The 24,730-nt window shown below is 72.3% G+C and carries 22 protein-coding genes; 7 read left to right on the plus strand and 15 right to left on the minus strand.

Translation table 11 applies throughout. The annotated features are described in order from the left end of the window. Positions 1-59 precede the first annotated feature (59 nt). Positions 60-2,513, minus strand: a complete 2,454-nt coding sequence (locus tag AB0N27_RS10675) for a DNA translocase FtsK (protein WP_364366600.1) — start codon at positions 2,511-2,513, stop codon at positions 60-62. 113 nt (positions 2,514-2,626) lie between these two features. Between AB0N27_RS10675 and AB0N27_RS10680 the strand changes: the two genes are divergently transcribed. Both AB0N27_RS10680 and AB0N27_RS10685 read left to right on the plus strand, forming a co-directional pair. After that, positions 2,627-3,106 (plus strand): YbjN domain-containing protein, encoded by a 480-nt coding sequence (locus AB0N27_RS10680; RefSeq protein WP_139584784.1) that lies wholly within the window; start codon positions 2,627-2,629, stop codon positions 3,104-3,106. Continuing rightward, positions 3,103-4,674, plus strand: a complete 1,572-nt coding sequence (locus AB0N27_RS10685; protein ID WP_364366604.1) for a YbjN domain-containing protein — start codon at positions 3,103-3,105, stop codon at positions 4,672-4,674. Before AB0N27_RS10680 ends, AB0N27_RS10685 begins: the two co-directional genes overlap by 4 nt. A 46-nt stretch (positions 4,675-4,720) precedes the next feature. On the opposite strand, the gene AB0N27_RS10690 is transcribed toward AB0N27_RS10685, so the two are convergent. The 5 genes from AB0N27_RS10690 to AB0N27_RS10710 form a co-directional block, all read right to left on the minus strand. Next, the gene (locus AB0N27_RS10690) at positions 4,721-6,409 is read right to left on the minus strand and encodes a ribonuclease J (protein WP_139584782.1); all 1,689 of its coding nucleotides are present in this window, start codon (positions 6,407-6,409) and stop codon (positions 4,721-4,723) included. 52 nt (positions 6,410-6,461) lie between these two features. Further along, positions 6,462-7,388 carry a 4-hydroxy-tetrahydrodipicolinate synthase gene (gene dapA / locus AB0N27_RS10695; protein WP_364366608.1) on the minus strand — a complete coding sequence of 309 codons (927 nt, stop codon included), beginning with the start codon at positions 7,386-7,388 and terminating at the stop codon, positions 6,462-6,464. 47 nt (positions 7,389-7,435) lie between these two features. Beyond that, positions 7,436-8,176, minus strand: a complete 741-nt coding sequence (thyX, locus tag AB0N27_RS10700) for an FAD-dependent thymidylate synthase (RefSeq protein ID WP_145785820.1) — start codon at positions 8,174-8,176, stop codon at positions 7,436-7,438. 428 nt (positions 8,177-8,604) lie between these two features. Then, positions 8,605-9,210: a DUF2752 domain-containing protein gene (locus tag AB0N27_RS10705; RefSeq protein WP_364366610.1), complete on the minus strand. Its 606-nt coding sequence runs from the start codon at positions 9,208-9,210 to the stop codon at positions 8,605-8,607. Then, on the minus strand, positions 9,200-10,429 hold the full coding sequence (locus AB0N27_RS10710; protein ID WP_364366612.1) for a crosslink repair DNA glycosylase YcaQ family protein: 1,230 nt from the start codon (positions 10,427-10,429) through the stop codon (positions 9,200-9,202). The genes AB0N27_RS10705 and AB0N27_RS10710 overlap by 11 nt, the downstream gene beginning before the upstream one ends. An 80-nt stretch (positions 10,430-10,509) precedes the next feature. On the opposite strand from AB0N27_RS10710, the gene AB0N27_RS10715 reads away from it, so the two are divergent. Further along, a complete protein-coding gene (locus tag AB0N27_RS10715) occupies positions 10,510-11,061 on the plus strand; it encodes a GNAT family N-acetyltransferase (RefSeq protein WP_364366615.1) in 552 nt (183 codons plus the stop codon). Here the strand turns inward: AB0N27_RS10715 and AB0N27_RS10720 are convergent. After that, a complete protein-coding gene (locus tag AB0N27_RS10720; RefSeq protein ID WP_364366618.1) occupies positions 10,960-12,234 on the minus strand; it encodes a glycosyltransferase 87 family protein in 1,275 nt (424 codons plus the stop codon). The two genes, AB0N27_RS10715 and AB0N27_RS10720, sit on opposite strands and share 102 nt — an antisense overlap. A gap of 35 nt (positions 12,235-12,269) precedes the next feature. On the opposite strand from AB0N27_RS10720, the gene AB0N27_RS10725 reads away from it, so the two are divergent. After that, on the plus strand, positions 12,270-12,845 hold the full coding sequence (locus AB0N27_RS10725; RefSeq protein WP_364366621.1) for a GNAT family N-acetyltransferase: 576 nt from the start codon (positions 12,270-12,272) through the stop codon (positions 12,843-12,845). Between the two features lie 18 nt (positions 12,846-12,863). Here the strand turns inward: AB0N27_RS10725 and AB0N27_RS10730 are convergent, their stop codons facing one another. The 7 genes from AB0N27_RS10730 to truB form a co-directional block, all read right to left on the minus strand. After that, entirely contained in the window at positions 12,864-13,334 is a 471-nt protein-coding gene (locus AB0N27_RS10730) for a GNAT family N-acetyltransferase (protein WP_364366624.1), read from the minus strand. Positions 13,335-13,373: 39 nt separating this feature from the next. Continuing rightward, positions 13,374-14,126 carry a 4-hydroxy-tetrahydrodipicolinate reductase gene (gene dapB, locus AB0N27_RS10735; RefSeq protein WP_364366627.1) on the minus strand — a complete coding sequence of 251 codons (753 nt, stop codon included), beginning with the start codon at positions 14,124-14,126 and terminating at the stop codon, positions 13,374-13,376. 95 nt (positions 14,127-14,221) lie between these two features. Continuing rightward, positions 14,222-15,619 carry a pitrilysin family protein gene (locus AB0N27_RS10740; protein ID WP_364366630.1) on the minus strand — a complete coding sequence of 466 codons (1,398 nt, stop codon included), beginning with the start codon at positions 15,617-15,619 and terminating at the stop codon, positions 14,222-14,224. 47 nt (positions 15,620-15,666) lie between these two features. After that, the gene (locus tag AB0N27_RS10745) at positions 15,667-18,054 is read right to left on the minus strand and encodes a polyribonucleotide nucleotidyltransferase (protein ID WP_364366633.1); all 2,388 of its coding nucleotides are present in this window, start codon (positions 18,052-18,054) and stop codon (positions 15,667-15,669) included. A gap of 225 nt (positions 18,055-18,279) precedes the next feature. Next, positions 18,280-18,549, minus strand: a complete 270-nt coding sequence (gene rpsO / locus AB0N27_RS10750) for a 30S ribosomal protein S15 (protein ID WP_030337594.1) — start codon at positions 18,547-18,549, stop codon at positions 18,280-18,282. Positions 18,550-18,740: 191 nt separating this feature from the next. Continuing rightward, positions 18,741-19,670 (minus strand): bifunctional riboflavin kinase/FAD synthetase, encoded by a 930-nt coding sequence (locus tag AB0N27_RS10755; RefSeq protein ID WP_364366636.1) that lies wholly within the window; start codon positions 19,668-19,670, stop codon positions 18,741-18,743. A gap of 55 nt (positions 19,671-19,725) precedes the next feature. Continuing rightward, positions 19,726-20,610, minus strand: a complete 885-nt coding sequence (truB, locus tag AB0N27_RS10760) for a tRNA pseudouridine(55) synthase TruB (RefSeq protein ID WP_364366639.1) — start codon at positions 20,608-20,610, stop codon at positions 19,726-19,728. A 148-nt stretch (positions 20,611-20,758) separates the two neighbouring features. On the opposite strand from truB, the gene AB0N27_RS10765 reads away from it, so the two are divergent. After that, positions 20,759-21,064: a hypothetical protein gene (locus AB0N27_RS10765; protein ID WP_364366642.1), complete on the plus strand. Its 306-nt coding sequence runs from the start codon at positions 20,759-20,761 to the stop codon at positions 21,062-21,064. 10 nt (positions 21,065-21,074) lie between these two features. Next, positions 21,075-22,085 (plus strand): hypothetical protein, encoded by a 1,011-nt coding sequence (locus AB0N27_RS10770; RefSeq protein WP_364366644.1) that lies wholly within the window; start codon positions 21,075-21,077, stop codon positions 22,083-22,085. A gap of 21 nt (positions 22,086-22,106) precedes the next feature. On the opposite strand, the gene AB0N27_RS10775 is transcribed toward AB0N27_RS10770, so the two are convergent. Next, positions 22,107-23,447 (minus strand): MATE family efflux transporter, encoded by a 1,341-nt coding sequence (locus AB0N27_RS10775; protein ID WP_364366647.1) that lies wholly within the window; start codon positions 23,445-23,447, stop codon positions 22,107-22,109. A gap of 194 nt (positions 23,448-23,641) precedes the next feature. On the opposite strand from AB0N27_RS10775, the gene AB0N27_RS10780 reads away from it, so the two are divergent. Beyond that, positions 23,642-24,481 (plus strand): hypothetical protein, encoded by an 840-nt coding sequence (locus AB0N27_RS10780; RefSeq protein ID WP_364366650.1) that lies wholly within the window; start codon positions 23,642-23,644, stop codon positions 24,479-24,481. Positions 24,482-24,730 lie beyond the last annotated feature (249 nt).

Consider the following 24,730-nt stretch of genomic DNA (forward strand, 5'->3'; position numbering starts at 1 on the left):
TCCGACACGGGCCCGCCGGTTACCGGCGGGCCCGTCGCGTGTCCGGAGGTCGGACGACGTCAGTCCACGTCGCCGCGCAGGCCGCTCAGGACGTCCTCCAGCTCGTCCGGCTTGATCAGCACGTCGCGCGCCTTCGACCCCTCCGACGGCCCCACCACGCCCCGGGTCTCCATCAGGTCCATCAGACGACCCGCCTTCGCGAAACCGACACGCAGCTTGCGCTGGAGCATCGAGGTCGAGCCGAACTGCGAGGTGACCACCAGCTCCACCGCCTGCACCAGCAGATCCAGGTCGTCGCCGATGTCCTCGTCGATCTTCTTCTTGCTCTCCTGCGCGGGAGCCAGCACGTCCGGGCGGAACTCCGGCTCGCGCTGGTCCTTGCAGAACTTCACCACGTCGGCGATTTCCCGCTCGGTGACCCAGGCGCCCTGGATCCGCACCGGCTTCGACGCGCCCATCGGCAGGAAGAGCCCGTCACCCCGGCCGAGAAGCTTCTCCGCGCCCGGCTGGTCCAGGATGACCCGCGAGTCGGCGAGGGACGAGGTCGCGAACGCCAACCGCGACGGCACGTTCGCCTTGATCAGACCCGTCACCACGTCGACCGAGGGACGCTGGGTGGCCAGCACCAGGTGGATGCCCGCCGCCCGGGCCAGCTGCGTGATCCGGACGACCGAGTCCTCCACGTCGCGCGGCGCGACCATCATCAGGTCCGCCAGCTCGTCCACGATCACCAGCAGGTACGGGTACGGGCGCATCTCCCGTTCGCTGCCCGGCGGGGCCTTGATCTCGCCGTTGCGCACCTTGCGGTTGAAGTCGTCGATGTGCCGCACGCCGTTCGCGGCGAGGTCGTCGTAGCGCATGTCCATCTCGCGGACCACCCAGTCCAGCGAGTCCGCCGCCTTCTTGGCGTTCGTCACGATCGGCGTGACCAGGTGCGGGATGCCCTCGTAGCCGGTCATCTCGACCCGCTTCGGGTCGATCAGCAGCAACCGCACCTCGTCCGGGGTGGCCCGGGTCAGGATGGACACCAGCAGCGTGTTGAGGCAGGACGACTTGCCGGCACCCGTCGCGCCGGCGATCAGGATGTGCGGCATCTTGGCGAGGTTGGCCACCACGTAGCCGCCCTCGATGTCCTTGCCGAGCGCCACCACCATCGGATGGTGGTCGCTGGTCGCCGCCCGCGAGCGCAGCACGTCGCCCAGCGCCACGTTCTCCGGGTCGGTGTTGGGGATCTCCACGCCGACCGCGCTCTTGCCCGGGATCGGGCTGAGGATCCGCACGTCCGGCGACTTCACGGCGTACGCGATGTTGCGGGACAGCTGCGTGATCCGTTCGACCTTCACGCCGTGCCCCAGCTCCACCTCGTACCGGGTGACCGTGGGGCCGCGGGTGAAGCCGGTGACCGCCGCGTCCACGTCGAACTGGTCGAACACGCCGGTGAGCGCGGCGATCACCTCGTCGTTGGCCTTGCTGCGGGTCTTGGGCGCGGCGCCGCTGCTGAGCATGTTCGCCGGCGGCAGCGTGTAGTCACCGGCGAGACCGGTCAGCGCCAACTGCTCGGCCCGCGTCGGCGCGGGCGAGTGCTCCGGCGGCTCGACCGGCTTGCGGCTGGCCGGCACCTTCGACGGCGCCTTGCGCGGCAGGACCATGGTCTCCTGGAGGTCGGCACCCTCCAGATCCTCGAAGTCGTCCGGGTCAAGCGGTGGCGGCATCCGCTTGGCCGGTCGCTTGCGCGCCGGCCGGGCCGCCGGCTCCTCCGACTCCTCGGTGGCCTCCGGCGGCGCCACCAGCTGACCGGCGAGCAGACCCAGCCGCTCGGGAATCTTGTTGATTGGTGTCGCGGTGACCACGAGCAGGCCGAAGAGGAGCAGCAGGACCAGCAGCGGGACGGCGACCCACGCGGTGACAGCCCGCTCCAGCAGCCCGCCGACACCCGCGCCGACCAGGCCGCCGGCGTAGTCACGCTGCACGGTGTCCGTCGGGTCCTGACCGATCTGGAGCAGCGCGGCTGTCGCCACCAGCAGCGAACCCCAGCCGATCAACCCGCGGCCCCGGTGCGCCGGGTCCGCCGGCTGACGCATCAGCCGCCACGCCCCGATCATCAACAGCACAGGTACGACCACGGAGATCGCGCCCAGGAACAGCCGGATCGTGTCGGCCAGGCGCGCGCCCACCGGACCGGCGCCTGACAACCAGAGCGCCACGGCGCTGAGCAGGGCCAACCCGAACAGGAGCAGCCCCGCCCCGTCGCGGCGGTGCTCCGGGTCGAGGTCGCGGGCCGAGGCCGCCTGCCGACCGGCGGCGCGCACCGCCCAGCCCATCCCGTGCGCCAGACCCATCCACAGTGCACCGACGGCGCGGCCGACGTACACCGCCGGACCCGGCCGCGCGGCAGTGGTTCGCCGGCGTACCGGCGCCCTGGTCTTCTTCGCCGGTTGGCGGGCACGGTTGTTGGTGCCACCGCGCGGCGACGCGCCGCGCCGCCGGCTCGCCTGAGAGGTACGGCCCGCCATAGAGTCACGGTAACGGCGGGACCCGGCAGAACGCCGCTTTTCCGGGTCGTGTCCGCGCGTCGCACCACGGACCGCGCCGCCGGTCGTGATATCCGCCTCAGAAGGGATGCCCCATGGCGTCGCCGGGATTCGAGGACGGTCCGGACGATCCGCTTGCCGGGCACCCCGACGTGTTGCGCCCACTGACCGGCGAACTGGTCGCCGCGGTGCTCGCCGCGCGGGGCCGAGCGGTCGGGCGGGCGGTGAACGGGGACCTGGTGGGCCGCTTCGACGACAACCTGATCTGGTTCCTGCGCGTCGGTGCGGCCGGCGAACTGCTCCAGGTCCGCACGATGGTCACGCCCACCTTCGGGATCGAACGGGTGCCGGAGCTGTACGCCTTCTGCAACTCGTGGAACCACGACCGGCTCTGGCCCAAGGCGTTCGTGCACGTCGACGACGGCGGCCGGGCGCGGGTCTACGGCGAGGTGATCACCGACCTGGAGCGGGGGGTGACCCCGCACCAGCTGGACCAGCTGCTCGACTGTGGCATCTCGGCCGGCTGTCAACTCGCCGTGGCCGTCGCCCGGCTGCCCGGCGCGGTGCCGGCGTGACCGTACATCGCGATCCGGCGCTGGTGAGCGCGCTCGCCGACGCACGCGACCTGCCCGACGGACCGGACCGGCTGCTCGCCCTCGAACGGCTCGCCGAGCGGGCTGACGCGGCGGGAGACCTCAGGTCCGCACTGGACGCCCGGTTCGCGCTCGTCGAGGCGTACCTGCTGCACGGCGAACGGTGGCGGCTGGTCGAGCCGGTGCGCCGGTGCCGGGCCGCCGCCGACTACCGGCCCGAGTTGCTCACCGACGACGAGGTCCCGCTGCTGCTACGCCTTCAGCGCTACGCCGTGGAGGCGCTGCTCGGCACCCCCCGGGTGGGACTGGACCAGACCCGGTCCCTCCTGGACGATCTCGCCCACCGGGTCGGGGCGGACGGTCCCGACGCGCCTACCGTCGCCGAGCTGCGCTGCCGGATCGCCGACCACCTCGGCGACGAGCCCACCGCCCGGCACTGGTACCAGCGGTGGGCCGGCACGGTCGGCGGGCCGTCCGGTGGTTGCCCCGGCTGCGCACCGGCCCGCCGCGCGGAGCTGCTCGCCGGCTGGGGAGAGTGGCGGGCCGCACTGACCGAGCTGGCCGAACCGACAGGCGACGCGGTGGACTGCACGGACCAGCCCGAGCGGGCGCTCGTGGCCGGGCTGCTGCCCGAGCTGCGCGTCGGCGAGCCGGAACGGGCCGCCGTGGCGCACGTGCGGGCGTACCGGCGGCACCGGCGTGAACGCGCGGCGTTCCCGTACCTCGCCGCGCACCTGCGGTTCTGCGCCCTGGGCGGGCACCTGGAACGCGGGCTCGCCATCCTGGCCGAGCAGCTGCCCCGACTGGACCGACCCACCGACGACCTCGCCGCGATGGAGTTCGCCGCCGCCGGAGCGCTGGTCTGCGCGCTGGGCGTCGAGGCAGGCCTCGGCGTGCGCACGGTGCCCCGCCCGGCGTACGGGGGGCGACCGGCCACCGACCTGGACGTCGCCACCCTGGGCGCCCTGCTTCTCGCGATCGCCAACGAGCTGGCCGGCAGCTTCGACGCCCGCAACGGCACCGGTCACCACTCCGGCCGGATGGCCGCCTGGCTGGCCGAACGCCCCGTGGCGGCGCCGGTGCCCCTGCCGGCCGACGACGCCCAGCCCGACTCCGGCGACGGCGACGAAGCCGATGACGGACGCGAGTTGGCGACCCTGACCATCGACATGATCACCGCCGCGCTGGACCGGCGCGGGGACCGGTACGCCGTGGACGAGGGCGCCACTGTGGTCGGCCGGTGGGGCGCCGTGGTGATCCAGTTCCGTCGGGCCGGCGAACGCGGTGAGGTGCTGCACGCCCGCGCCATGGCCGCCCGCCGGCTGCCGGCGAGCCGCCGCGCCGAGGCGTACGCCTTCTGCAACGCCTGGAACCACGACCGGCTGCTGCCCAAGGCGTACGCGCACGACCTCGGCGAGGAACTGGTGCTGGCCGGCGACGTGGCCACCGACCTGGCGCACGGGGTTGCCCCGGAGCAGCTCACGGTGCTCGTGGACGCCGCCATCGCCACAGGGGTCGCGTACGCCGAGGCGGTCGCCGCGCTGCCCTGAACGCCGGTCCGCCCTCTCGGACGGACCGGCGGTCAGTGCGACGTGCTCAGACCTCGACGACGGTGGGCACGATCATCGGACGACGACGGTACGCGTCGTTGACCCACCGCCCCACGGTCCGCCTGACGATCTGCTGGAGCTGGTGCGGGTCGGTGATGCCGTCCGCCGCCGCCCGGTTCAGCGCCTCGGTGACCAGCGGGATCACCGGGTTGAACGCCTCCGGGTCCTCGGAGAAGCCCTTCGCCGACAGCGTCGGGCCGGCGACCACCTTGCCGGTGACCGAGTCGACGACCACGGTGGTGGCGATGAAACCGCCGTCGCCGAGGATCCGCCGTTCGGTGAGCAGCGACTCGCTGACGTCGCCGACGGCGAGGCCGTCGACGTAGACGTACCGGCTCTTCACGTGCCCGACGAGGCTGGCCCGGCCCTCGACCAGGTCGACCACGTCGCCGTCCTCGCAGATGACCACCCGGTCGGCGGCCACCCCGGACTCGATGCCGAGCCGGGCGTGGGCGCGGAGGTGACGCCACTCGCCGTGCACCGGCATCAGGTTGCTGGGGCGGACCACGTTGAGCAGGTAGAGCAGTTCGCCGGCGGGGGCGTGCCCGGAGACGTGCACCTTCGCCACGTCCTTGTGCACCACGACCGCGCCCGCCCGGGCCAGCCTGTTGATCACCCGGTAGACCGAGGTCTCGTTGCCGGGGACCAGCGAGGACGCCAGCACCACCGTGTCGCCGGGGGCGATGGTGATGTGCCTGTGGTCGCCGCTGGCCATCCGGCCCAATGCGCTCATCGGCTCACCCTGCGACCCGGTGGACATCAGCACGATCTGCTCGGGAGGCAGCGTGGTCGCCTCCTCGATCCCGATGACCAGGCCGGCCGGGATGTTGAGCAGGCCGAGATCCCGGGCGATGCCCATGTTGCGGACCATGGACCGGCCGATCAGCGCGACCTTGCGGCCGTGCTCGGCGGCGGAGTCGAAGACCTGCTGCACGCGGTGCACGTGCGAGGCGAACGACGCCACGATGATCCGGCCCTTGGCCTTCGCGAAGATCGAGTCGAGCACCGGCCCGATCTCCCGCTCCGGGGTGACGAAGCCGGGGATCTCCGCGTTGGTGGAGTCGGACAGCAGCAGGTCGACGCCCTCGGCGCCGAGCCGGGCGAAGCCGGCCAGGTCGGTGATCCGGCCGTCCAGCGGGAGCTGGTCCATCTTGAAGTCGCCCGTGTGCAGCACCAGGCCGGCCGGGGTGCGGATGGCCACGGCGAGCGCGTCCGGGATGGAGTGGTTGACCGCGAAGAACTCGCACTCGAACGGGCCGAGCCGCTCCCGGCCGCCCTCCCGGACGGTGAGCGTGTACGGCTGGATGCGCCGCTCGGCGAGCTTCGCCTCGACCAGGGCAAGGGTGAACTGCGAGCCGACCAGGGGGATGTCAGGCTTGTGGGCGAGCAGGTACGGCACCGCGCCGATGTGGTCCTCGTGGCCGTGGGTCAGCACGATCGCCTGGACGTCGGCCAGCCGGTCCAGGATCGGGCCGAAGTCGGGCAGGATCAGGTCCACGCCCGGCTGCTCGACGTCGGGGAAGAGCACCCCGCAGTCCACGATCAGCAACTTGCCGTCGTACTCGAAGACGGTCATGTTCCGACCGATGGCACCGAGCCCGCCGAGCGGGATGATCCGCAGGCCACCTTCCGGCAGCGGCGGGGGTAGTTCCGCCTCGATGTGCGCCTCGGTCACTCGTCCACCTCATTCTGCGACGCCGTCACTCGGCGCCCATCGTGTCGTTCGGTCATTCGGGCATCTCCAGGCCCGCTGCCGCGAAGTCCGCACGCAGCTGGGCGATCTCGTCGTTTGTGGCGTCCACGAGCGGGGGTCGCACCGGGCCGGCGGGCAGGCCCAGCGACGCCAGGGCGGCCTTGACCAGGATGGTGCCCTGGGTGCGGAAGATGCCGGTGAACAGCGGCAGCAGCCGCCGGTGCAGGGCCAGCGCGGCGGGCATGTCCCCCGCGTCGTACGCCTCGATCATCTGTGCGGTCAGCGCCCCGGTGAAGTGCGTCGAGGTGCCGACCACGCCCGCGGACCCGACGGCCAGCGCCGGCAGGGTGAGAGCGTCCTCGCCGCTGTAGAAGGCGAGGTCGGTCCGGCTGGTCACCCAACTGGTGGCGGTCAGGTCACCCTTGGCGTCCTTGACCGCGACGATCCGGCCGTGCTCGGCGAGCCGGACCAGCGTCTCGGTGTCGATCGGCACGCCGGAGCGGTGCGGGATGTCGTACAGCATCACCGGCAGGCCGGTGGCGTCGGCCACCGCGGTGAAGTGTCGCAGCAACCCGCTCTGCGGCGGCCTGCTGTAGTACGGGGTGACCACGAGCAGGCCGTGCGCGCCCGCCTTCTCGGCGGCGGCAGCGAGCTCGATGGTGTGCCTGGTGTCGTTGGTGCCGACACCGGCGACCACCCTCGCGCGGTCACCGACGGCCTCCACGACGGCCCGGATCAGGCGTTCCTTCTCGGCGTCGCTGGTGGTAGGCGACTCGCCGGTGGTGCCGTTGACCACCAGCGCGTCGTTGCCCTGCTCGTCGACCAGGTGGCTCGCCAACTGGGCGGCGCCGTCGAGGTCGAGCGAACCGTCGGGGGTGAAGGGGCTCACCATGGCCGTGAGTATCCGGCCGAAGGGGCGGGACACCGGCCGGGCCGAGGCGTCAGGGTGGTCGTGCGTCATACCCTCCAACCTAGCGGACGACCAGCCGGCGCCCGCCGGGGAAGGCCTCAGGACGCCTCGTGCGGGCTGGCCGCCACCTCGGTGCCGTCCGGAAGCGTCGAGATCACGAAGTCGGCGAACACGTTCGGGGCGACGCCCTGGAGCTGACGCAGGCACTCCACGGCCAGCTCACGGATCTCCACGTCGGCGTGCTCGGTGGCCCGCATGGCGACGAAGTGCCGCCACGCCCGGTAGTTGCCGGTGACCACGATCCGGGTTTCGGTGGCGTTGGGCAGCACCGCCCGGGCCGCCTGCCGGGCCTGCTTGCGGCGCAGCGTCGGGTTGGGCTCGTCGGAGAACCGCTGTTCGAGGCCCTCCAGCAACTCGGTGTACGCCCGCACGCTGGCCTCGGCGGCCTCGGTGAACTTCTTGTGCAGCTCCGGGTCGTCCGCGATGACCGCCGGCTCGACCATTGCCGCGTCGCGCTCGGGGACGTAACGCTGGGAGAGCTGGGAGTACGAGAAGTGCCGGTGCCGGATCAGCTCATGGGTGAACGAGCGGGACACCCCGGTGAAGTAGAAGGTCACCGACCCGTGCTCCAGCACACTCAGGTGGCCGACCTCGAGGATGTGCGCAAGGTAGCCCGCGTTCGTGGCGGTCGCCGGGTTCGGCTTCTTCCACGACTGGTAGCAGGCCCGGCCGGCGAACTCGGCGAGCGCCTGGCCACCCTCCGCGTCGGTCGACCACGGCACGTCGTCCGGGGCCGCGAACTGGGTCCACGCGATCAACTTGACCTGGGGCTGCACCATCTCCGGCATTCCTGGGACTGTAGTAGCCGACGGTCCCCTGCCCAACTCGGGCTCGCGGTGCAGAAAGCGCCCAGCTACCGCAAAATCACCGTCTTGTGCGCACCATCGGGGCCGCAGGTGTCCAGGATCTCGACCGGCACGCCGACGCCCTGCCGGGTCCCTACCGCATCCTCGCTCCCTGTCGAGCTGCCCCACATCTGGGGCAGCCGGCACGACGCCGGCTACCACCGCCACACCCCACGCCCGCAGCAGGCGGCCCCACGCCGGAACCACCACCGCCACACCCCACGCCCGCAGCAGGCGGCCCCACGCCGGAACCACCACCGCCAAGCCCCACACGTGGGGCAGTTCGACAGGACGCGCAGGACCCCGCATGGCCCGCCCGAGGAAGGCCGAGCCTGATCACGCAGGGCGGAGCTGGCGGGCCCTCAGACGTAGAGCGACGTGAACGGCGCCCAGGGCAGGTTGCGCAGCACCGAGAAGGCGAGCCAGGCGGCCAGGAAGCCGCCGATGACCTTGGAGCTGATCCGCAGCTCGGGCATCCGCCAACCGAACGCCTGGTTTCCCGCCCAGGCCACGAAGAGGTACGCGAGGAACGGCAGCGCGAAGACGAACAGGAAGTGGTGCCGGGCGGCTGCCGGCAGGTCGCCGTGCAGCACGTACCAGAGCGCGCGGGTGCCACCGCAGCCCGGACAGTCCAGGCCGGTGGTCAGCTTGAGCAGGCAGGTCGGCGCGGCGTCCGGGTCGGCGTACGTCGGGTTGCTGAGCAGCGCGTAGCTCATGCCGGCAGCGACGCAGCCGACGGCGGCCAGCGGCACCGCCCAGCGCGGCGAACGCTCGTAGAGCCGCAGCACGAAGCGGGTGAGCCGATCGGGCTCCGGTGCCGGGTAACCACCCGGCGGGGGCGTCGGCCAACCCGCCGGGCCGGCCGCCGCGGGGTCTGCGGCACCGACCGGCATCGTGTGGACCGCCCCCGGTGCGGGCTGCGGCTGGTCGACCGGTCCCGGAACGCTCGTCACGCGCTCACGGTACACCTGACACGCCTGCCAACGCGGCGGCCAGCGGGCCGGCCAGGTCACCTGCGGCGGGCGGCGCCACCGCGTCCAGGCCGAGCCAGCCGGCGAGCCGGTACAACTCGGCGGCGAGCGCCACAGCTGTCTCTCCCGGGTCGGCACCCGGTTCGAGCCAGGCGGCCGGGACCAGCAGCACCCCTGCCTTGCGGTCGGCCTTCAGGTCGACCCGGGCGGTGAACCGGTCGCCCTGGAGGAAGGGCAGCACGTAGTAGCCGTAGACCCGCTGCGGCGCGGGAACGTAGATCTCGATCCGGTAGCTGAAGTCGAAGAGCCGCTCGGTGCGGGCCCGTTCCCAGATCAGCGGGTCGAACGGGCTGACCAGCGTGTTGGCCCGGATCCAGCGGGGCAGCCGGGCGGACGCGTGCAGCCACGCCGGCTGCCGCCAGCCCGCCACGGTGACCGGCACCAGCTCGCCGGCCTCGGCGAGCTCCGCGACGGCCTGCCGGGCGCCGGCCAGCGGCAGCCGGAAGTAGTCGCGCAGCTCCGGCTCGGCAGCCACCCCAAGCGAGCGCGCGGCAAGGGCAACGAGCGTCCGGTACGCCTCGGCGTCGGTAGGGGTCGGCGCGTCGAGCACTGCCGCCGGGAGGACCCGCTCGGGCAGGTCGTAGCGGCGGGCGAAGGAGGTGCTGCGCTCGGCGGCGGTCACCTCGCCGGCCCAGAACAGGAACTCCAGCGCGCGCTTGACCGCCGACCAGTTCCACCCCCAGTTGCCTGTCTCGCGGGGCGCGTCGTGCTCGATCTCGGCGGCGGTCAGCGGCCCCCGGGCGGCCACCTCGTCGCGTACCCAGGCGACCAGCTCCGGCTGCTCCTGGGCGATGCGGCGCATGCCACCCCAGGACTCGCTGTGCGCCCGCGCCATCCGCCAGCGCAGCATCGGGTGCAGCCCGACCGGGACCAGCGACGCCTCGTGACCCCAGTATTCGAACAGCTCCCGTGGGCGACGGTAGGCGGCCTGGTCGAGCAGCGTCGTCGGGTACGGGCCGAGTCGGCTGTACAGCGGCAGGTAGTGCGCGCGTTGCAGCACGTTCACCGAGTCCATCTGGATGAGAGCGACCCGGTCGAGGACCCGGCGCAGGTGCCGGCGTGTGGGCACGCCTGTCGGCGGCGGGTCGGCGAAGCCCTGGGCGGCGAGCGCCACCCGGCGGGCCTGGGCGAGCGAGAGTGATTCCGGTGCGGCCATCGTCGGCGACCCTAAATCATCGGTACGACGCCGGTGCGGGAAGCTGGACTCGGACCGTCATCGGGGCATAGAACGGTGCAATGCTGACCATCCGCCGGGAGGAGCCGGACGACGCCGAGGCGGTCGCCCGGGTGCACGTGCACGGCTGGCAGGCGGGCTACGCCGGTTTCGTGCCGGACGAGGTGCTCGGTCGGCTCAACGTGGTCGCCTGGGCGCAGCGCCGTCGGGACGTCGGCACCGCCGACCCGGAACACCCGTTCACCACCCTGCTCGGTGAGGTGGACGGGCTGGTCGTCGGCTTCACCACCTTCGGGCCGTACCGCCGCAACCAGGACCGGGACGACCTGGACCCGGCGGTCGGTGAGGTGCTGGCGCTCTACGTCGAGCCGGCGTTCTGGGGCGACGGGACCGCCAACGCCCTGCTCGACGCCGCCCGCGTCGGGCTCAGTGAGCGGGGCTGGACCGGCTACCGGCTGTGGGTGCTGGCGGACAACGGGCGGGCCCGCCGATTCTGTGAGCGGGCCGGCCTGTCACCTGACGGTGAGCGGTCGACCTACCAGGTGCCTCTCGCCGGCGGGCGCGGGCCGCTCGGGCTGGTCGAGCTGCGGTACGCCGGACGTCTCGACGGCTGACCCGCCTGGGGCCAGCCACCGGCGGATCGGCAGGAAGGCCAGCAGCGCCAGGCTGATCCACACATAGGCGTTGCTGCCGAGGAAGCCGTCGACGCCTGTGAAGTCCTTCTCCCAGACCCACACGGTCCGGCTGATCAGCAGCACGTACCCGATGGTCACGGCGGCCAGCAGGACGCGCCTGCGGCGGCCGGCGGGCGCGGCCATCGCGTTGTCGACGAGCAGGATCAGCGCGGGCAGCAGCCACACCAGGTGGTGCACCCAGGTGACCGGGCTGACCAGGCACATCACCGCGCCGGTGAGCGCCAGGCCGGTCGCCTCGTCACCTGCCGCGACGGCCGAGCGGGACCGCCAGGCCCAGAGCACCAGGGTGCCGAGCACGAGCAGCAGCCACAGCAGGGTGCTCGGATGCTGGGGGTCGAGCCGGGCGACCACCCCGCGCAGCGACTGGTTGGACACGAAGGCCAGCTCCCCGACCCGGCCGGTGTTCCACAGCGCCTCGGTCCAGAACTCCCGGGACGCGTCCGGGAAGAGCGCCCCGGCCAGCAGGGACACCCCGGCCGCCGTGCCGCTGGCGGTAAGCGCCGCCCGCCACCGCCCGGTGACCAGCAGGTAGACGATGAAGATGCCAGGCGTCAGTTTGATCGCGGTGGCCAGACCGATGCCCACACCTGCCCACCTGTTGCCGGTCGGCAGCAGCCGCAGCAGATCCACCGCCACCAGGAAGAGCAGCAGCGTGTTCACCTGACCGAAGTTGACAGTCTCGCGCATCGGTTCGAACGCGGCGGCCAGGCAGAGCGCCACGGCCAGGGCGAACCACCGGGTCCAGCCGGCCCGCCGGGCGATCGGGTCGACCAGCCACCAGATCAGGACGGCCGTCGTGACCACGCTGGCGAGCACGCTCACCACGGTCGCGGCCGTCCACGGCAGGTACGCCATGGGCAGCATGACAAGCGCGGCGAACGGCGGATAGGTGAAGCCGTACTGGGTGTTGGGTTTCAGGTAGTCGTAGATCTCCCCGCCGTCGTGCACCCACCACGTCAACGCGCCGTAGTAGACCTTCAGGTCGAAGAAGCCGTGCCGTACGGCAGCGACGGCGAGGAAGACGCTTACCGCCGCGGCGAGCGCCACCACGCCCACGACCTGCGCGGCCGTCCTGTTGGCACCCTGCGCCACCGTCGCCTCCCTGGCCCTGCGTAGGCTTCCGTCCCATGGCTCTCGGGTACGTCCGCCCGGCGCGTCCCGAGGACGCCGGCGAGATCGCACGCATCCAGCTCGCGACCTGGCGGGTCGCGTACCGCCGGATCCTTCCTCGGCACGTGCTCGACAACCTGGACGAGGCGTTCCTCGCCCGGCGGTGGAGCGCCGCGGTGCTGGAGCCGCCCTCGGGCGCGCACCGGGTGCTGGTCGCCGTCGAACAGGCCGAGCAATCGTATCTGGTGGGGTTCGCCGCCTCCGGCCCGGCCGACGCCGAGGCCCTCGCTCCGGGCGAGCCTGCCGACGCGCTCGGCCCGGACGTGGCCGCCGTGACCGACCTGCTTGTGGAGCCGCGCTGGGGTCGGCGGGGGCACGGCAGTCGGCTGCTCGCCGCCACCGTGGACCTGTGGCGCGAGGACGGGATGGGTCGGGCGGTGGCCTGGGCGTTCGACGGCGACGAGGCGACCCGCACGTTCCTCACCAGCACCGGGTGGGAGCCCGACGGCGCGGCCCGGGCGCTTGACGTCGACGACATGCTGGTGCCTCAGGTGCGCCTGCACGTGGCCGTGCCGGCCGAGAAGGTCGAGTGACAGGTGTGGTGGCCCCGGTTAGGGGGTTTGTTGGGCTATCAGCTCTTCGTCGTCCCAGTCGCCGGTGGGGCGGAAGCCCAGGGACGTGTAGAGGGCGGCGGCCTGGGTGTTGTCGGGGTGGTAGGACAGGCGGACCGGGGGGTTGCCGGGTCGGGCCGCCAGCCAGGGGGCAAGGGTCTGCACCGCCGCGCGGCCCACGCCACGGTGCTGCTCGGCGGCGTCGATCAGCATTCCGCCAATCCAGTGCGAGCCGTCGTCGTCCACACCCCACATGACGTGGCCGACAACTGTCCCGTCGGCGTACACGGCGAGGGAGGTCCACACCTCGGAGCGCATGCTGAGTAGCAGGTAACGCGCCCCCAGCGCGGCCACGAACCGGCGTTGCTCGTCGCGCGGGGCGACGTCGGCCACCGCCCGCCAGTTGGCGTCGTCGACCGGGCGCAGGGTGACCTGCCGGCCGACGCGGTCGAGATGTCCACCATCGATCATCGGCGGATGCTACCCGGTCAACTCGCGGAGGCAGGCGACTCAGTCGAGCAGGGCGTCCAGGCCGACGGTGAGGCCGGGGCGGTTGCGCACCGCGCGGACGGCGAGCAGCACACCCGGCATGAACGACACCCGGTCGTACGAGTCGTGCCGGATCGTCAACGTCTCGCCTGTCGTGCCGAACAGCACCTCCTGGTGGGCGACCAGACCTGTGGCGCGGACGGCGTGCACGCGTACCCCGTCGATGTCGGCGCCCCGCGCGCCCGGCACCTCGTCAGTGGTGGCGTCCGGCACCGGGCCGAGGCCGGCCTCGGCGCGGGCCTGGGCGATCTGCCGGGCGGTGTGCGTGGCGGTGCCGCTCGGGGCGTCCAGCTTGCGCGGGTGGTGCTGCTCGATGATCTCGACGGACTCGAAGTGCCGGGCGGCCCGCGCGGCGAACTGCATCATCAGCACCGCGCCGATGCCGAAGTTCGGGGCGATGACCACGCTCACCTCGGGCCTGCCGGACAGCCAGCCGCGTACCTGCTCCAGGCGCTGCCCGGTGAAGCCTGTCGTGCCGACCACCGCGCTGATGCCCTGGTCGATGCACCACTGGAGGTTGTCCATGACGACGTCCGGCGTGGTGAAGTCGACGACCACGTCGGCGCCGGAGACGGCGGAACGGTCGTCGCCCTGGTCGATCGACGCCACGAGGGTGAGATCGTCGGCGGCCTCCACCGCCTTGCAGACCTCCATGCCCATCCGGCCACGCGCACCGAAAACGCCTACCCGAATCGTGTCCCGCTCGTCAGTCACGGGGCACAACCTATCCCAATCGGGACGTGCCCCAGTCGTCGGATCCGGTCGGCTCCACCGACCGGGACGCACACCCGGACGTACGGCGAGGGCCCTCAGACCGCGAAGTCGCTCGCCCCGAACGGGCCGACCACGGCCAGCGACATCGGGCGGCTGAGCAGCTCCGCGGCGAGGGAGTTCACGTCCTCGACGGTCACCTCGTCGACCCGGCGGAGCAGCTCGTCCACGGGCATCAGGTCGCCGTAGAGCAGCTCACCCTTGGCCAGCCGGCTCATCCGGGAGCCGGTGTCCTCCAGGCCGAGCACGAACGAGCCCTTGCTCATGCCCTTGCCCCGGGCCACCTCGGCCTCGGTCAACCCGTCGGCGGCGACCCGGGCCAGTTCGGCGCGGGTCAGGGCCAGCACCTCGTCGACCTTGCCCGGCGCGCAGCCGGCGTAGACGGCGAACAGCCCCGTGTCGGCGTACTGGCTGGCGTACGAGTACACCGAGTACGCGAGGCCGCGCTGCTCGCGGATCTCCTGGAACAGGCGGCTGGACATGCCGCCACCGAGCACGTTGTTGAGCACCCCGAGGGCGAAGCGCCGCTCGTCGAGGCGGTCGATGCCGGGGCAGCCGAGCAGGACGTGCGCCTGCTCGGTCTCCTTCGGCTCGACAAGTGTGGTCGCCGGCTTGGTGCGTACCGCAGGGGTGGCCGCGCGGTGCGGCGCCGGGCTGGCCGGGTCGCTGTCCAGGGGGGTGCCCCGGACGGCTTGGCGCACCAGCTTGACCACCGCGGCGTGATCCAGGTTGCCGGCGGCGGCGATGACGATCTGCGGCGCCGTGTAGCGGCTTCGGTAGAAGCTCTGGATCTGCCGCCGGGTCATCGGCGTGACAGTCTCCTCGGTGCCGGAGATCAGCCGACCCAGCGGGTGGTCGCCGTAGACGGCGCGGGCGAAGAGGTCGTGCACCTCGTCACCGGGCTCGTCGTCGTGCATGGCGATCTCCTCCAGGATCACGCCACGTTCGGTCTCCACGTCTGCCGGCTCCAGCAGCGAGTCGGCGACCAGGTCGCACATCACGTCGATCGCCAGCGGCAGGTCCTCGTCCAGCACGCGGGCGTAGTAGCAGGTGTATTCCTTCGTGGTGAAGGCGTTCGTCTCGCCACCCACCGCCTCGATCTGCGAGGAGATCTCCAGCGCGGTGCGCTTGTGGGTGCCCTTGAAGAGCAGGTGCTCCAGGAAGTGCGCGGCGCCGGCCTGGGGGCCGGTCTCGTCACGCGAGCCGACCGCCACCCAGACGCCGAACGAGACGCTGCGCATCGCCGGAATCGCCTCGGTGAGCACGCGCAGGCCGCTGGGCAGCACGGTACGTCGTACCGTGCCGCCCAGCGGGTCGTCGCTGAGCGTCCGGGTCACCGCGCGGGCGGTGCCGCCGGAACGGCCCGCCCCGGTGGCCCGAGACGGAGCCACCCCCCGTCGATCCGGTGGAAACGGCGCACTGAAGGCCCGACTCACGTGGTGCTCCCGGTTCGACGAGGGGTGGGTGATGCGGTGTACGACTGTCAGCTGTGCCGGGTCCGGCGGCGCGGACGCTCGCCGCCCTCGCCACCACCCTCGCCGCCGCCTTCGCCACGGTCGCCGCGCTCCGGGCCACGCCCGCCCCGGTCGCCGCCACGCTCGCGGTCGCCCCGGTCACGCGGACCCCGGTCGCCCCGGTCCCGGCCAGACGGTCGGTCGCCACCGGCGGCCTCACCGGCGGCCGGCGCCTCGGCGCCCTCCGGGCGGACCTTGTCCAGGTAGATCTTACCGCGGGCGTCGATGTCCGCGATCTCGACCTCGACCCGGTCGCCGACGTTGAGGAAGTCCTCGACGCGCTCGACCCGCTTGCCGTCGCCCACCTTGGAGATGTGCAGCAGGCCGTCCCGGCCCGGCAGCAGCGAGATGAACGCACCGAACGCGGCGGTCTTGACCACCGTGCCGAGGAACCGCTCGCCCTGCTTGGGCAGGGTCGGGTTGGCGATGCCGTTGATCCGGTCGACGGCCGCCTGGGCCGACGGGCCGTTGGTGGCGCCGACGTAGATCGTGCCGTCGTCCTCGATGGAGATCTCGGCGCCGGTCTCGTCCTGGATCGCGTTGATGGTCTGGCCCTTCGGGCCGATCACCATGCCGATCTTGTCGACCGGGATCTTGACGGTGGTGACCCGCGGCGCGTAGTCCGACATCTCGGCCGGAGCCTCGATAGCCGCCTTCATCACGCCGAGGATGATCTGCCGGGCCTCGTTGGCCTGCTGAAGCGCGGCGGCCAGCACGTCCGACGGGATGCCGTTGAGCTTGGTGTCGAGCTGGAGCGCGGTGACGAACTCAGGCGTACCGGCGACCTTGAAGTCCATGTCACCGAACGCGTCCTCGGCACCGAGGATGTCGGTGAGCGTCACGTACTGGGTCTTGCCGTCCACCTCGTCGGAGATGAGACCCATCGCGATGCCGGCGACCGGTGCCTTCAGCGGCACACCCGCGGAGAGCAGGCCCAGCGTCGAGGCGCAGACCGAACCCATCGAGGTGGAGCCGTTGGAGCCGAGCGCCTCGGACACCTGCCGGATGGCGTACGGGAACTCCTCGCGCGACGGCAGCACCGGGATCAGCGCGCGCTCGGCGAGAGCGCCGTGGCCGATCTCGCGACGCTTCGGCGAGCCGACCCGGCCGGTCTCACCCGTCGAGTACGGCGGGAAGTTGTAGTTGTGCATGTAGCGCTTGCGGTTCTCCGGGGACAGCGTGTCCACCATCTGCTCCATGCGGAGCATGTTCAGCGTGGTGACGCCCAGGATCTGGGTCTCGCCGCGCTCGAACAGCGCCGAACCGTGCACCCGGGGCAGCACGCCGACCTCGGCGGTCAGCGCGCGGATGTCGCGCGGGCCACGGCCGTCCATGCGGACCTGCTCGCGCAGCACGCGGTTGCGCACCTCGGACTTGGTCAGCGACCGGAAGGCGGCGCTGAGCTCCTTCTCCCGACCCTCGAACCGAGCACCCAGCTCCTCGGCGACCCGGGCCTTGACCCGGTCCAGGGCCTCCTCGCGGTCGGCCTTGCCGGCGATGGTGATCGCCTCGGCCACGTCACCGCGGGCCAGCTCGGAGACCGCGTCGTACACGTCGTCCTGGTAGTCCAGGAAGACCGGGAACTCGGCGACCGGCTTGGCGGCGACCTCGGCCAGCTCGCTCTGCGCGCGGCACAGCTCGCGGATGGCCGGCTTGGCGGCCTCCAGGCCGCTGGCCACGACCTCCTCAGTCGGTGCGGTGGCACCGGCCGAGATGAGCGCGACGGCGTTCGGGGTGGCCTCGGCCTCGACCATCATGATCGCGACGTCGCCGTCGTCGAGCGTGCGGCCGGCCACGACCATGTCGAAGGTGGCGCGAGCCAGCTCCTCCAGGGTCGGGAAGGCGACCCACTGGCCGTCGATGTGGGCGACGCGGGTCGCCCCGATCGGGCCGGAGAACGGCAGACCCGAGAGCTTCGTCGACATCGAGGCGGCGTTGATCGCCACGACGTCATACGGGTGCTGCGGGTCGAGCGCGAGGATGGTCTCGACGACCTGGACCTCGTTGCGCAGGCCCTTGACGAAGGACGGGCGCAGCGGCCTGTCGATCAGGCGGCAGGTGAGGATCGCGTCCTCGCTGGGCCGGCCCTCACGGCGGAAGAACGAGCCGGGGATGCGGCCCGCGGCGTACATCCGCTCCTCGACGTCGACGGTCAGCGGGAAGAAGTCGAACTGCTCCTTCGGCTGCTTGCCGGCGGTGGTGGCGGAGAGAACCACCGTCTCGCCCAGCTGGGCGATGACGGAGCCGGCGGCCTGACGGGCCAGCCGGCCGGTGGAGAAGGTGATCTCACGGGTGCCGAAGGACCCGTTGTCGATCACGGCGGTGCGGGATTCGGTGCCGAGTTTGGTCTCGGTCATGTGCTGTCGTGCTCCTTCGCGTCGTGGGCCCGCGACGTCGGGGAGCTGCTCAGCCGGCCGGTCTTCGATCGAAGCGCCCGGGTGGCCGGCGCAATGCCGGGTTCCCGGGGGCCACTACCGGAGACCGGTACGCTGACCGGCTCCCTCTCGGGTGGTCGCGCGGCCCGTGTTCTTCAGGTGGGACGCGGTGCGGGGGAGCGGCCGGTCGGCCACTCCCCCGTCACGTCACCGGCGCAGGCCGAGCCGCTCGATGAGCGACCGGTAGCGCGCAATGTCCTTCTTCTGGACGTAGTTGAGCAGCCGACGGCGACGGCCGACCAGCAGCAGCAGCCCACGGCGGCTGTGGTGGTCGTGCTTGTGCACCTTCAGGTGCTCGGTCAGCTCGGCGATCCGCTTGGTGAGGACCGCGACCTGGACCTCCGGCGAACCGGTGTCGCCCTCGGCGGTCGCGTACTCCGCACGGATGCTGGCCTTGGCTTCCTGGTCGAGCGCCATGTTCTCCCTGTTTCGATGGGTTGATCAAGTAGATGTCCGTCGTCCCGATGGACCGGGAACGGACCGGTACCTCGCACCCGCGGCGTCGAGCAGGCACGCGAGGCCCCACGCCGGTCACCCGACGTCCCGGCAAGACTACCAGCACCCGCCGGTAACAGCCGGCCAAGGGCCTCGGCCGGGCCGCGTGAGCGTCAGCTCAGGGCGCGTCGGGTGCGTTCGACGTCCTGGTTCATCTGGGCGATCAACGGCTCGATCGAGTCGTACCGGACCTGCCCACGCAGGTGCGCCACGAAGTCCAGGGCCAGCCGCTCGCCGTACAGGTCGCCGGAGAAGTCCAGCGCGTACGCCTCGACCCGCCGCTCCCGGCCGGAAAAGGTCGGGTTGGTGCCCACCGACACGGCAGCCATCAGCGGCTCGTGCTGGCCGCGGCGGATCAGCCGGGCCGCGTACACCCCGTCGGCGGGCACCGCCGCGTACCTGTGGCAGAGCAGGTTGGCGGTGGGGAAGCCCAGCTCCCGGCCGCGCTGGTCGCCGCGGACCACCACGCCCTCGAGCCGGTGCGGCCGGCCCAGCGCCGCCGCCGCCGCGCCGACGTCGCCCGCGTCGACGCAGGAGCGGATGTACGTGGAGGAGAAGACGGTGCCGTCCTCGGTGACCAGCGGGGCGCCCTCCACGCCGAAGCCGAAGGTCTGGCCGAGCCGCTCCAGCAGCGCCACGTCACCGGCGGCGCGGTGCCCGAAGCGGAAGTTGCCGCCGACCACCACAAGCGCGGCGTGCAGGTGCTCGACCAGGACGTCGTGCACGAACTGTTCGGCCGGCAGCCGGGAGAACTCCTGGGTGAACGGCACCACGCAGAGCACGTCCACGCCGAGCGCCTCGATCAGTTCCGCCTTGCGGGCCTGCTCGGTGAGCACCGCCGGGTGCGAGCCGGGGCGGACCACCTCGGCCGGGTGCGGATCGAAGGTGACCACCACCGACTGCACGCCCAACTCCCGGGCGCGGGCCACGGCGTGGCCGATCGTCGCCTGGTGCCCCCTGTGTACGCCGTCGAAGACGCCGATGGTGACGACCGAGCGTCCCCACCCTCCGGGCGCCGCGTCGTACCCCCGCCACCGCTGCATGCCGCTCCTCCCCTGCTGTCCCGCCGGCCGGGGCCGGCGGACCTGCGCCCCGCCGTCAGGCCGGGGCGAGCACGATCTCCGCGCGGGCCCGCCCGTCCCGCTCGCTGACGATAGCGATCAGGCCGCCCGCCGGACCGAAGACGGCGTACGGCCCGGTGCGCCCGGTGGGGTCCAGCGGGCCGCCGTGGGCGAGCACCCGCGCCTCGTCGGGCGTGGCGTCACGGCGCGGGAAGAACCGGTCGGCCGCGGCGTCCAGCGAGAGGTTCACCACGGCCGGAGCGCGCTGCTCCAGCTGGTCGAGGGTGGCCGCCTCGTCGAGGGTGAAGCCGCCGACGGCGGTCCGGCGCAGCGCGGTCAGGTGCCCACCGACGCCGAGCGCCAGGCCCGCGTCCCTGGCGATGGCCCTGATGTACGTGCCGGAGGAGCAGGTCACGTCCACGTCCACGTCCACCACGTCCGGTTCGGTACGGCGGATCGTCAGCACCTCCAGCCGGGAGATGGTGACCCGACGCGCCGGCAGTTCCACGCTCTCGCCGTCGCGGACCCGCTTGTACGCCCGCTGTCCGTTGATCTTGATGGCGCTGACCGCGCTCGGCACCTGGTCGACCTCGCCGCTCAGGGCCGCCAGCGCCGCGCGGATCGCCTCGTCGGTCACCAGACCGGCCGGGGTGGTGGCGATCACGTCACCCTCGGCGTCGTCGGTGACTGTGGCCTGACCGAGTCGGATGGTGGCGGTGTAGCTCTTGCCGGCGCCGATCAGGTACGTCAGCAGCCGGGTGGCCCGGCCCACACCGATGACGAGCACTCCGGTGGCCATCGGGTCGAGGGTGCCGCCGTGGCCGACCCGGCGGGTCTTCGCCAGTCGGCGGATCCGCGCCACGACGTCGTGCGACGTCATGCCGCCGGGTTTGTCGACCACGATCAGGCCATCGGTGCTCACGTCGGCCAAGCCTGCCAGACGCCCGGTAGGCGCGGATGCGTGGGCGGCGCTTCGGTGCCGCCCGCGACGGGAGTGGACGGGGCAGCGCGCCGGCCCCCGGGATGCAATGATCATCCGCCCTACCGTCGTCGCCACACCAGGACCGCCGATGACCCCCGACCAACGTCCGGCCCACGAGCACCGCAACCCCGTCGACCTGCCGGACTGGATGCGGCAGCCCACCCCAGCGCGGCGAACCCCCGCACGGCTGCTCGACGGCCTCGTGGAGCGGCAGCCGAGGTTGGACGCCGCCCGCCGCGCGTGGTGGCGGTGGCGCGACCGGACCCGGTGGGGCGATTCGCATCCGCACGTCGTCGCCGTGGTGTCGTTCGTCGTCGCCGCCGTGCTGGGGACGGCTGCGGTGTTCGGCGCCTACTACCTGTTCGCGCTGGCGATGGGTGACTACTACTACTGACGGAGGACCTGTGGCGGACACGCCAACGACGGGCGAGCGGACGCCACCGGATCCGGGAGAATCCCCCGGCCCCGCACCGGTCGCCGAGATCAACCCGGTCCAGTTGCCGGACTGGATGCGCTCACCGGAGGTCGAGCACCAGCCGACCGGGCTGGACCGGCTGCGCTTCCTCTCGGCCCGGCACAACGGCCCGCTGCTCATCGGTTTCGGCCTGGCGCTGGCCCTGCTGGTAATCATCGGCGGCGCGGTGCTGATCGGGCAGGTCGCCGACGGCGTCCGCGCCTCCGCCGCCGAGGGTGCCACGCCGAGTCCCACCCCACCAGTGAGCAGGGTGGGCGATCCCCGCGATCTGTTCGCCGGGACACCGGCGGCCTCCTTCACGCCGGGCGAGGAGTCCGTGCGGATGCCGGCGGCGAAGGCCACCGGACCGTTCACGGCGAACGAGGTGCGTGCCGCGCTGGAGTCGGTCCGCAAGGCGCTGGTCGAGAGCCGGTTGGACACGTCGATGTTCCTGGGCGACCCCGAACCGTTCCTCGCCCTGCTCGCGCCGGACGCCCGCGAGCAGCGTCGTGCGGACTTCTCCGACGGCAGTTTCCTGCGCTACGCCACCCGGATGGGGTCGCAGTCGGAGTGGGAGCCTGGTGCGCGAGCCGCCGGTCGGGTCAGTTTCCGGGCCACTGAGGAGGAGGGGATCCGACTACTGGAGGTCTCGACGGAGTTCGTCTGGGCGTACCCGTTCGACGTGGACCTGCGGGCACCCGCCGGTGCCGGTGTGGTGGCGGTCCGCGACCGTGTCGTCTGGCAGGTGCCGTATCCGGAGGACACGCAGGCGTCCTCCCGTGGTCTGTGGATCGCGTCGGCGACTGCCGTCACCTGGAACGCGGACTGCGCCCAACTGCGCGCCGGCTGGATCCAGGAGCAGTACTGGATGGCTGACCTGCACGGGAAGCGGCTGCCAGCGGGTGACCCCGGCACGATCTTCGACCTCGACGCGCCTGCGCCGAGCACCACGCGGTGCTGAGCGGCGACCACCGCGACCTGGTCAGCGGGCCGCCCCGACGACCGCCCACCTGCCGTTGCGCAGACGCAGCAGCAGGGCGACCAGCCGGATCACCACGAACAGGGTGAGCCCTGCCCAGATGCCGCCCAGCCCGAGATCCAGCACGTACGCCAGCCAGATGGCCGGCAGGAAGCCGCCGAGCGCCGCCACGATTGTGAGGTTGCGCAGGTACCGCACGTCGCCGGCGCCGATCAGCACGCCGTCCAGGGCGAACACCACCCCGGCCAGCGGCAGCATGACGACGAACCACGGCCAGGCCACCATGGCCTGTTCGCGTACCTGCGGATCGGAGCTGAACCACGACGGCACGACGCCGGCGCCGGCGGCGATGAGCGCCGCGAAGCCGATGCCGCAGACGCCGCCGAGCCTGCCGATCCGTCGGGCCAGCGCCCGGGCGTCCGCCGCGTCGCCGGCTCCGAGCGCGGCACCGACCAGGGACTGCGCGGCGATGGCGAGGGCGTCGAGCACCAGCGCCGAGAAGAACCAGAGTTGCAGGGCGATCTGGTGGGCGCCCACGGCGGCGGCGCCGAAGCGGGCGGCGACGGCGGTCGCGGACAGGAAGCTGGCCTGGAACGCCACGCCCCGGATCAGCAGGTCCCGGCTGAGCACCAGTTGCTGGCGGATCACCCGGGGTTGCGGCCGCAGCGACACCCGTTCGGCGACAAGCGCGGCGGCGAAGAGCCCACCGGCGATGGTCTGGGCCACCACGTTGGCGACCGCGGAACCGACCAGGCCGAGCCCGCCGGGGTAGACCAGCAGGGGGCAGAGCAGCGCGGACAGCAGGTTGGGGCCGAGCACGAAGTACAAGGGGCGGCGGGTGTCCTGCACGCCGCGCAGCCAGCCGTTGCCGGCGGCGGCGAGCAGCAGGCCCGGGGCGCCGAGGGCCGCGATCCGCAGCCACTGCGCGGCGGCGTCGGCCACGTCGCCACCACCGCCGGCGAGGGTACGTGCCAACGCGCCGCCGCCGAACTGCATGCCGATCGCGATCAGCAGTCCGACACCGAACGCCAACCAGGACGACTGGACGCCCTCGGCGACAGCGGCGGCCCGGTCGCCCGCGCCGAAGCGACGGGCCGCCCGTCCGGTGGTGCCGTACGCGACGACGGTGCCGACCCAGGCGGTAAGCGTCATCACCGTGCCGGCGACGGCGAGCGCGGCGAGCGGAACCCGGCCGAGGTGCCCGACCACCGCCGTGTCGACGAGTACGTAGAGCGGCTCGGCGGCGAGCACCACGAGGGCCGGCAGGGCGAGCGCGGCGATGCGGCGATGCGAGGCCGATCCGGCGGTGGCCGGCGCGGTGTCGGTGTGGGCTGGCTGGCTCATCGCCGCCGATCCTGGCACGGCCAGAGTAAGGAGTGCAAGGCATCTAGTGACTTACGCGTGCCGTCCCCCGTCCGGCGCTGGCCGGCGGGGCGACCGTGGCCGGGACGAGTGCCGGCCGCTCCGCTTGCATGGCTTACTACCCTGACGACGTTCCCACGATCTTGGCAACGTTCCGACAGCGATAAGGGCTTACGATGAGTGACCAACACCCTCCGTACGGGCAGCAGCCTGACCCGAACGTCACGCCTTGGAGCGGGCCTCCCGCGCCGCAGCAGGGCGGGTACCCGCCCTACGGGCAGCCGCCCCCGACGCCGCAGTACGGCGCCCCCGTTCCGCCGGCCAAGAAGTCGAACAAGGGCCTGATCATCGGACTTGCTGTCGGCGCGGTCGTCCTCCTGCTCGCCATGTGCGGCGGCGGCATCGGCCTCCTGGTCGCCCTCGGAAACGACGACGACGAGCCCACGACCGTCACGTCCTCCGAGCCCACCCCCGGCACGACGGCCTCCCCCACGCCCGGGCAGTCGGACCCTCCGAGCGACAACAACTCGATAACGGCCCGCTTCTCCAGCGACATGTCGAACGTCTGCGAGGGCAGCCGGATCCTGAACGCGGCACCCTACAGCGGCCCGGCCGGCGCCAAGGCGTACACGTTCTCGAACAGCCCGGACCGGCCGACGTTCTGGTCGTCGAAGTACATCGCGTCGAGCAAGCCCTACTCGGCCAAGACCACCGAATACCAGACGGTCTCGGTGGTCGGCTGCCTGGAGTTCGTGGAGGGCAGCCAGGGTGAGCCGACGAAGTGCCTGTACAAGGACAAGGACGGCAAGCAGGTCAGCGTCGACTACATCTCGTCGCGCTACACCCTGACCTTCTACGCCGCCAAGACCGGCGAGAAGATCGGTGACGGTGGCACCGTGGCCGCCCCGGCGAACAGGTGCCCGAGCGTCATCTCGTACAACAGCACCACCAGGAAGGCGTACGCGTCGCCGGACTCCGGCACCATCGAGACCGCCCTGGACAAGTTCCTGTCCTGAGCGGCTCCCCGGGCGGCCGGGGCAGGACGGGGACACCCGGCCCGCCCCGGCCGCCCGGGCGCGTTTCCGGGTCGAGCGGGACAGGCACGGGACGGCGCGGACGCCGAGGATCGCGAGCGGCAGCCGGGGCAGGACGTCGAGCCGGGCGCGTGATCGCGCTGCCGCGGGACGCCTCGGCGGCGTCCCGCAGCCTGGAACGATCTACTGGCGGGTGTCCATCGACGTCTGCAGCGCGCGGCGGGCCTGCTC

Source organism: Micromonospora sp. NPDC093244, from assembly GCF_040683695.1.
Classification (GTDB): Bacteria; Actinomycetota; Actinomycetes; order Mycobacteriales; family Micromonosporaceae; genus Micromonospora.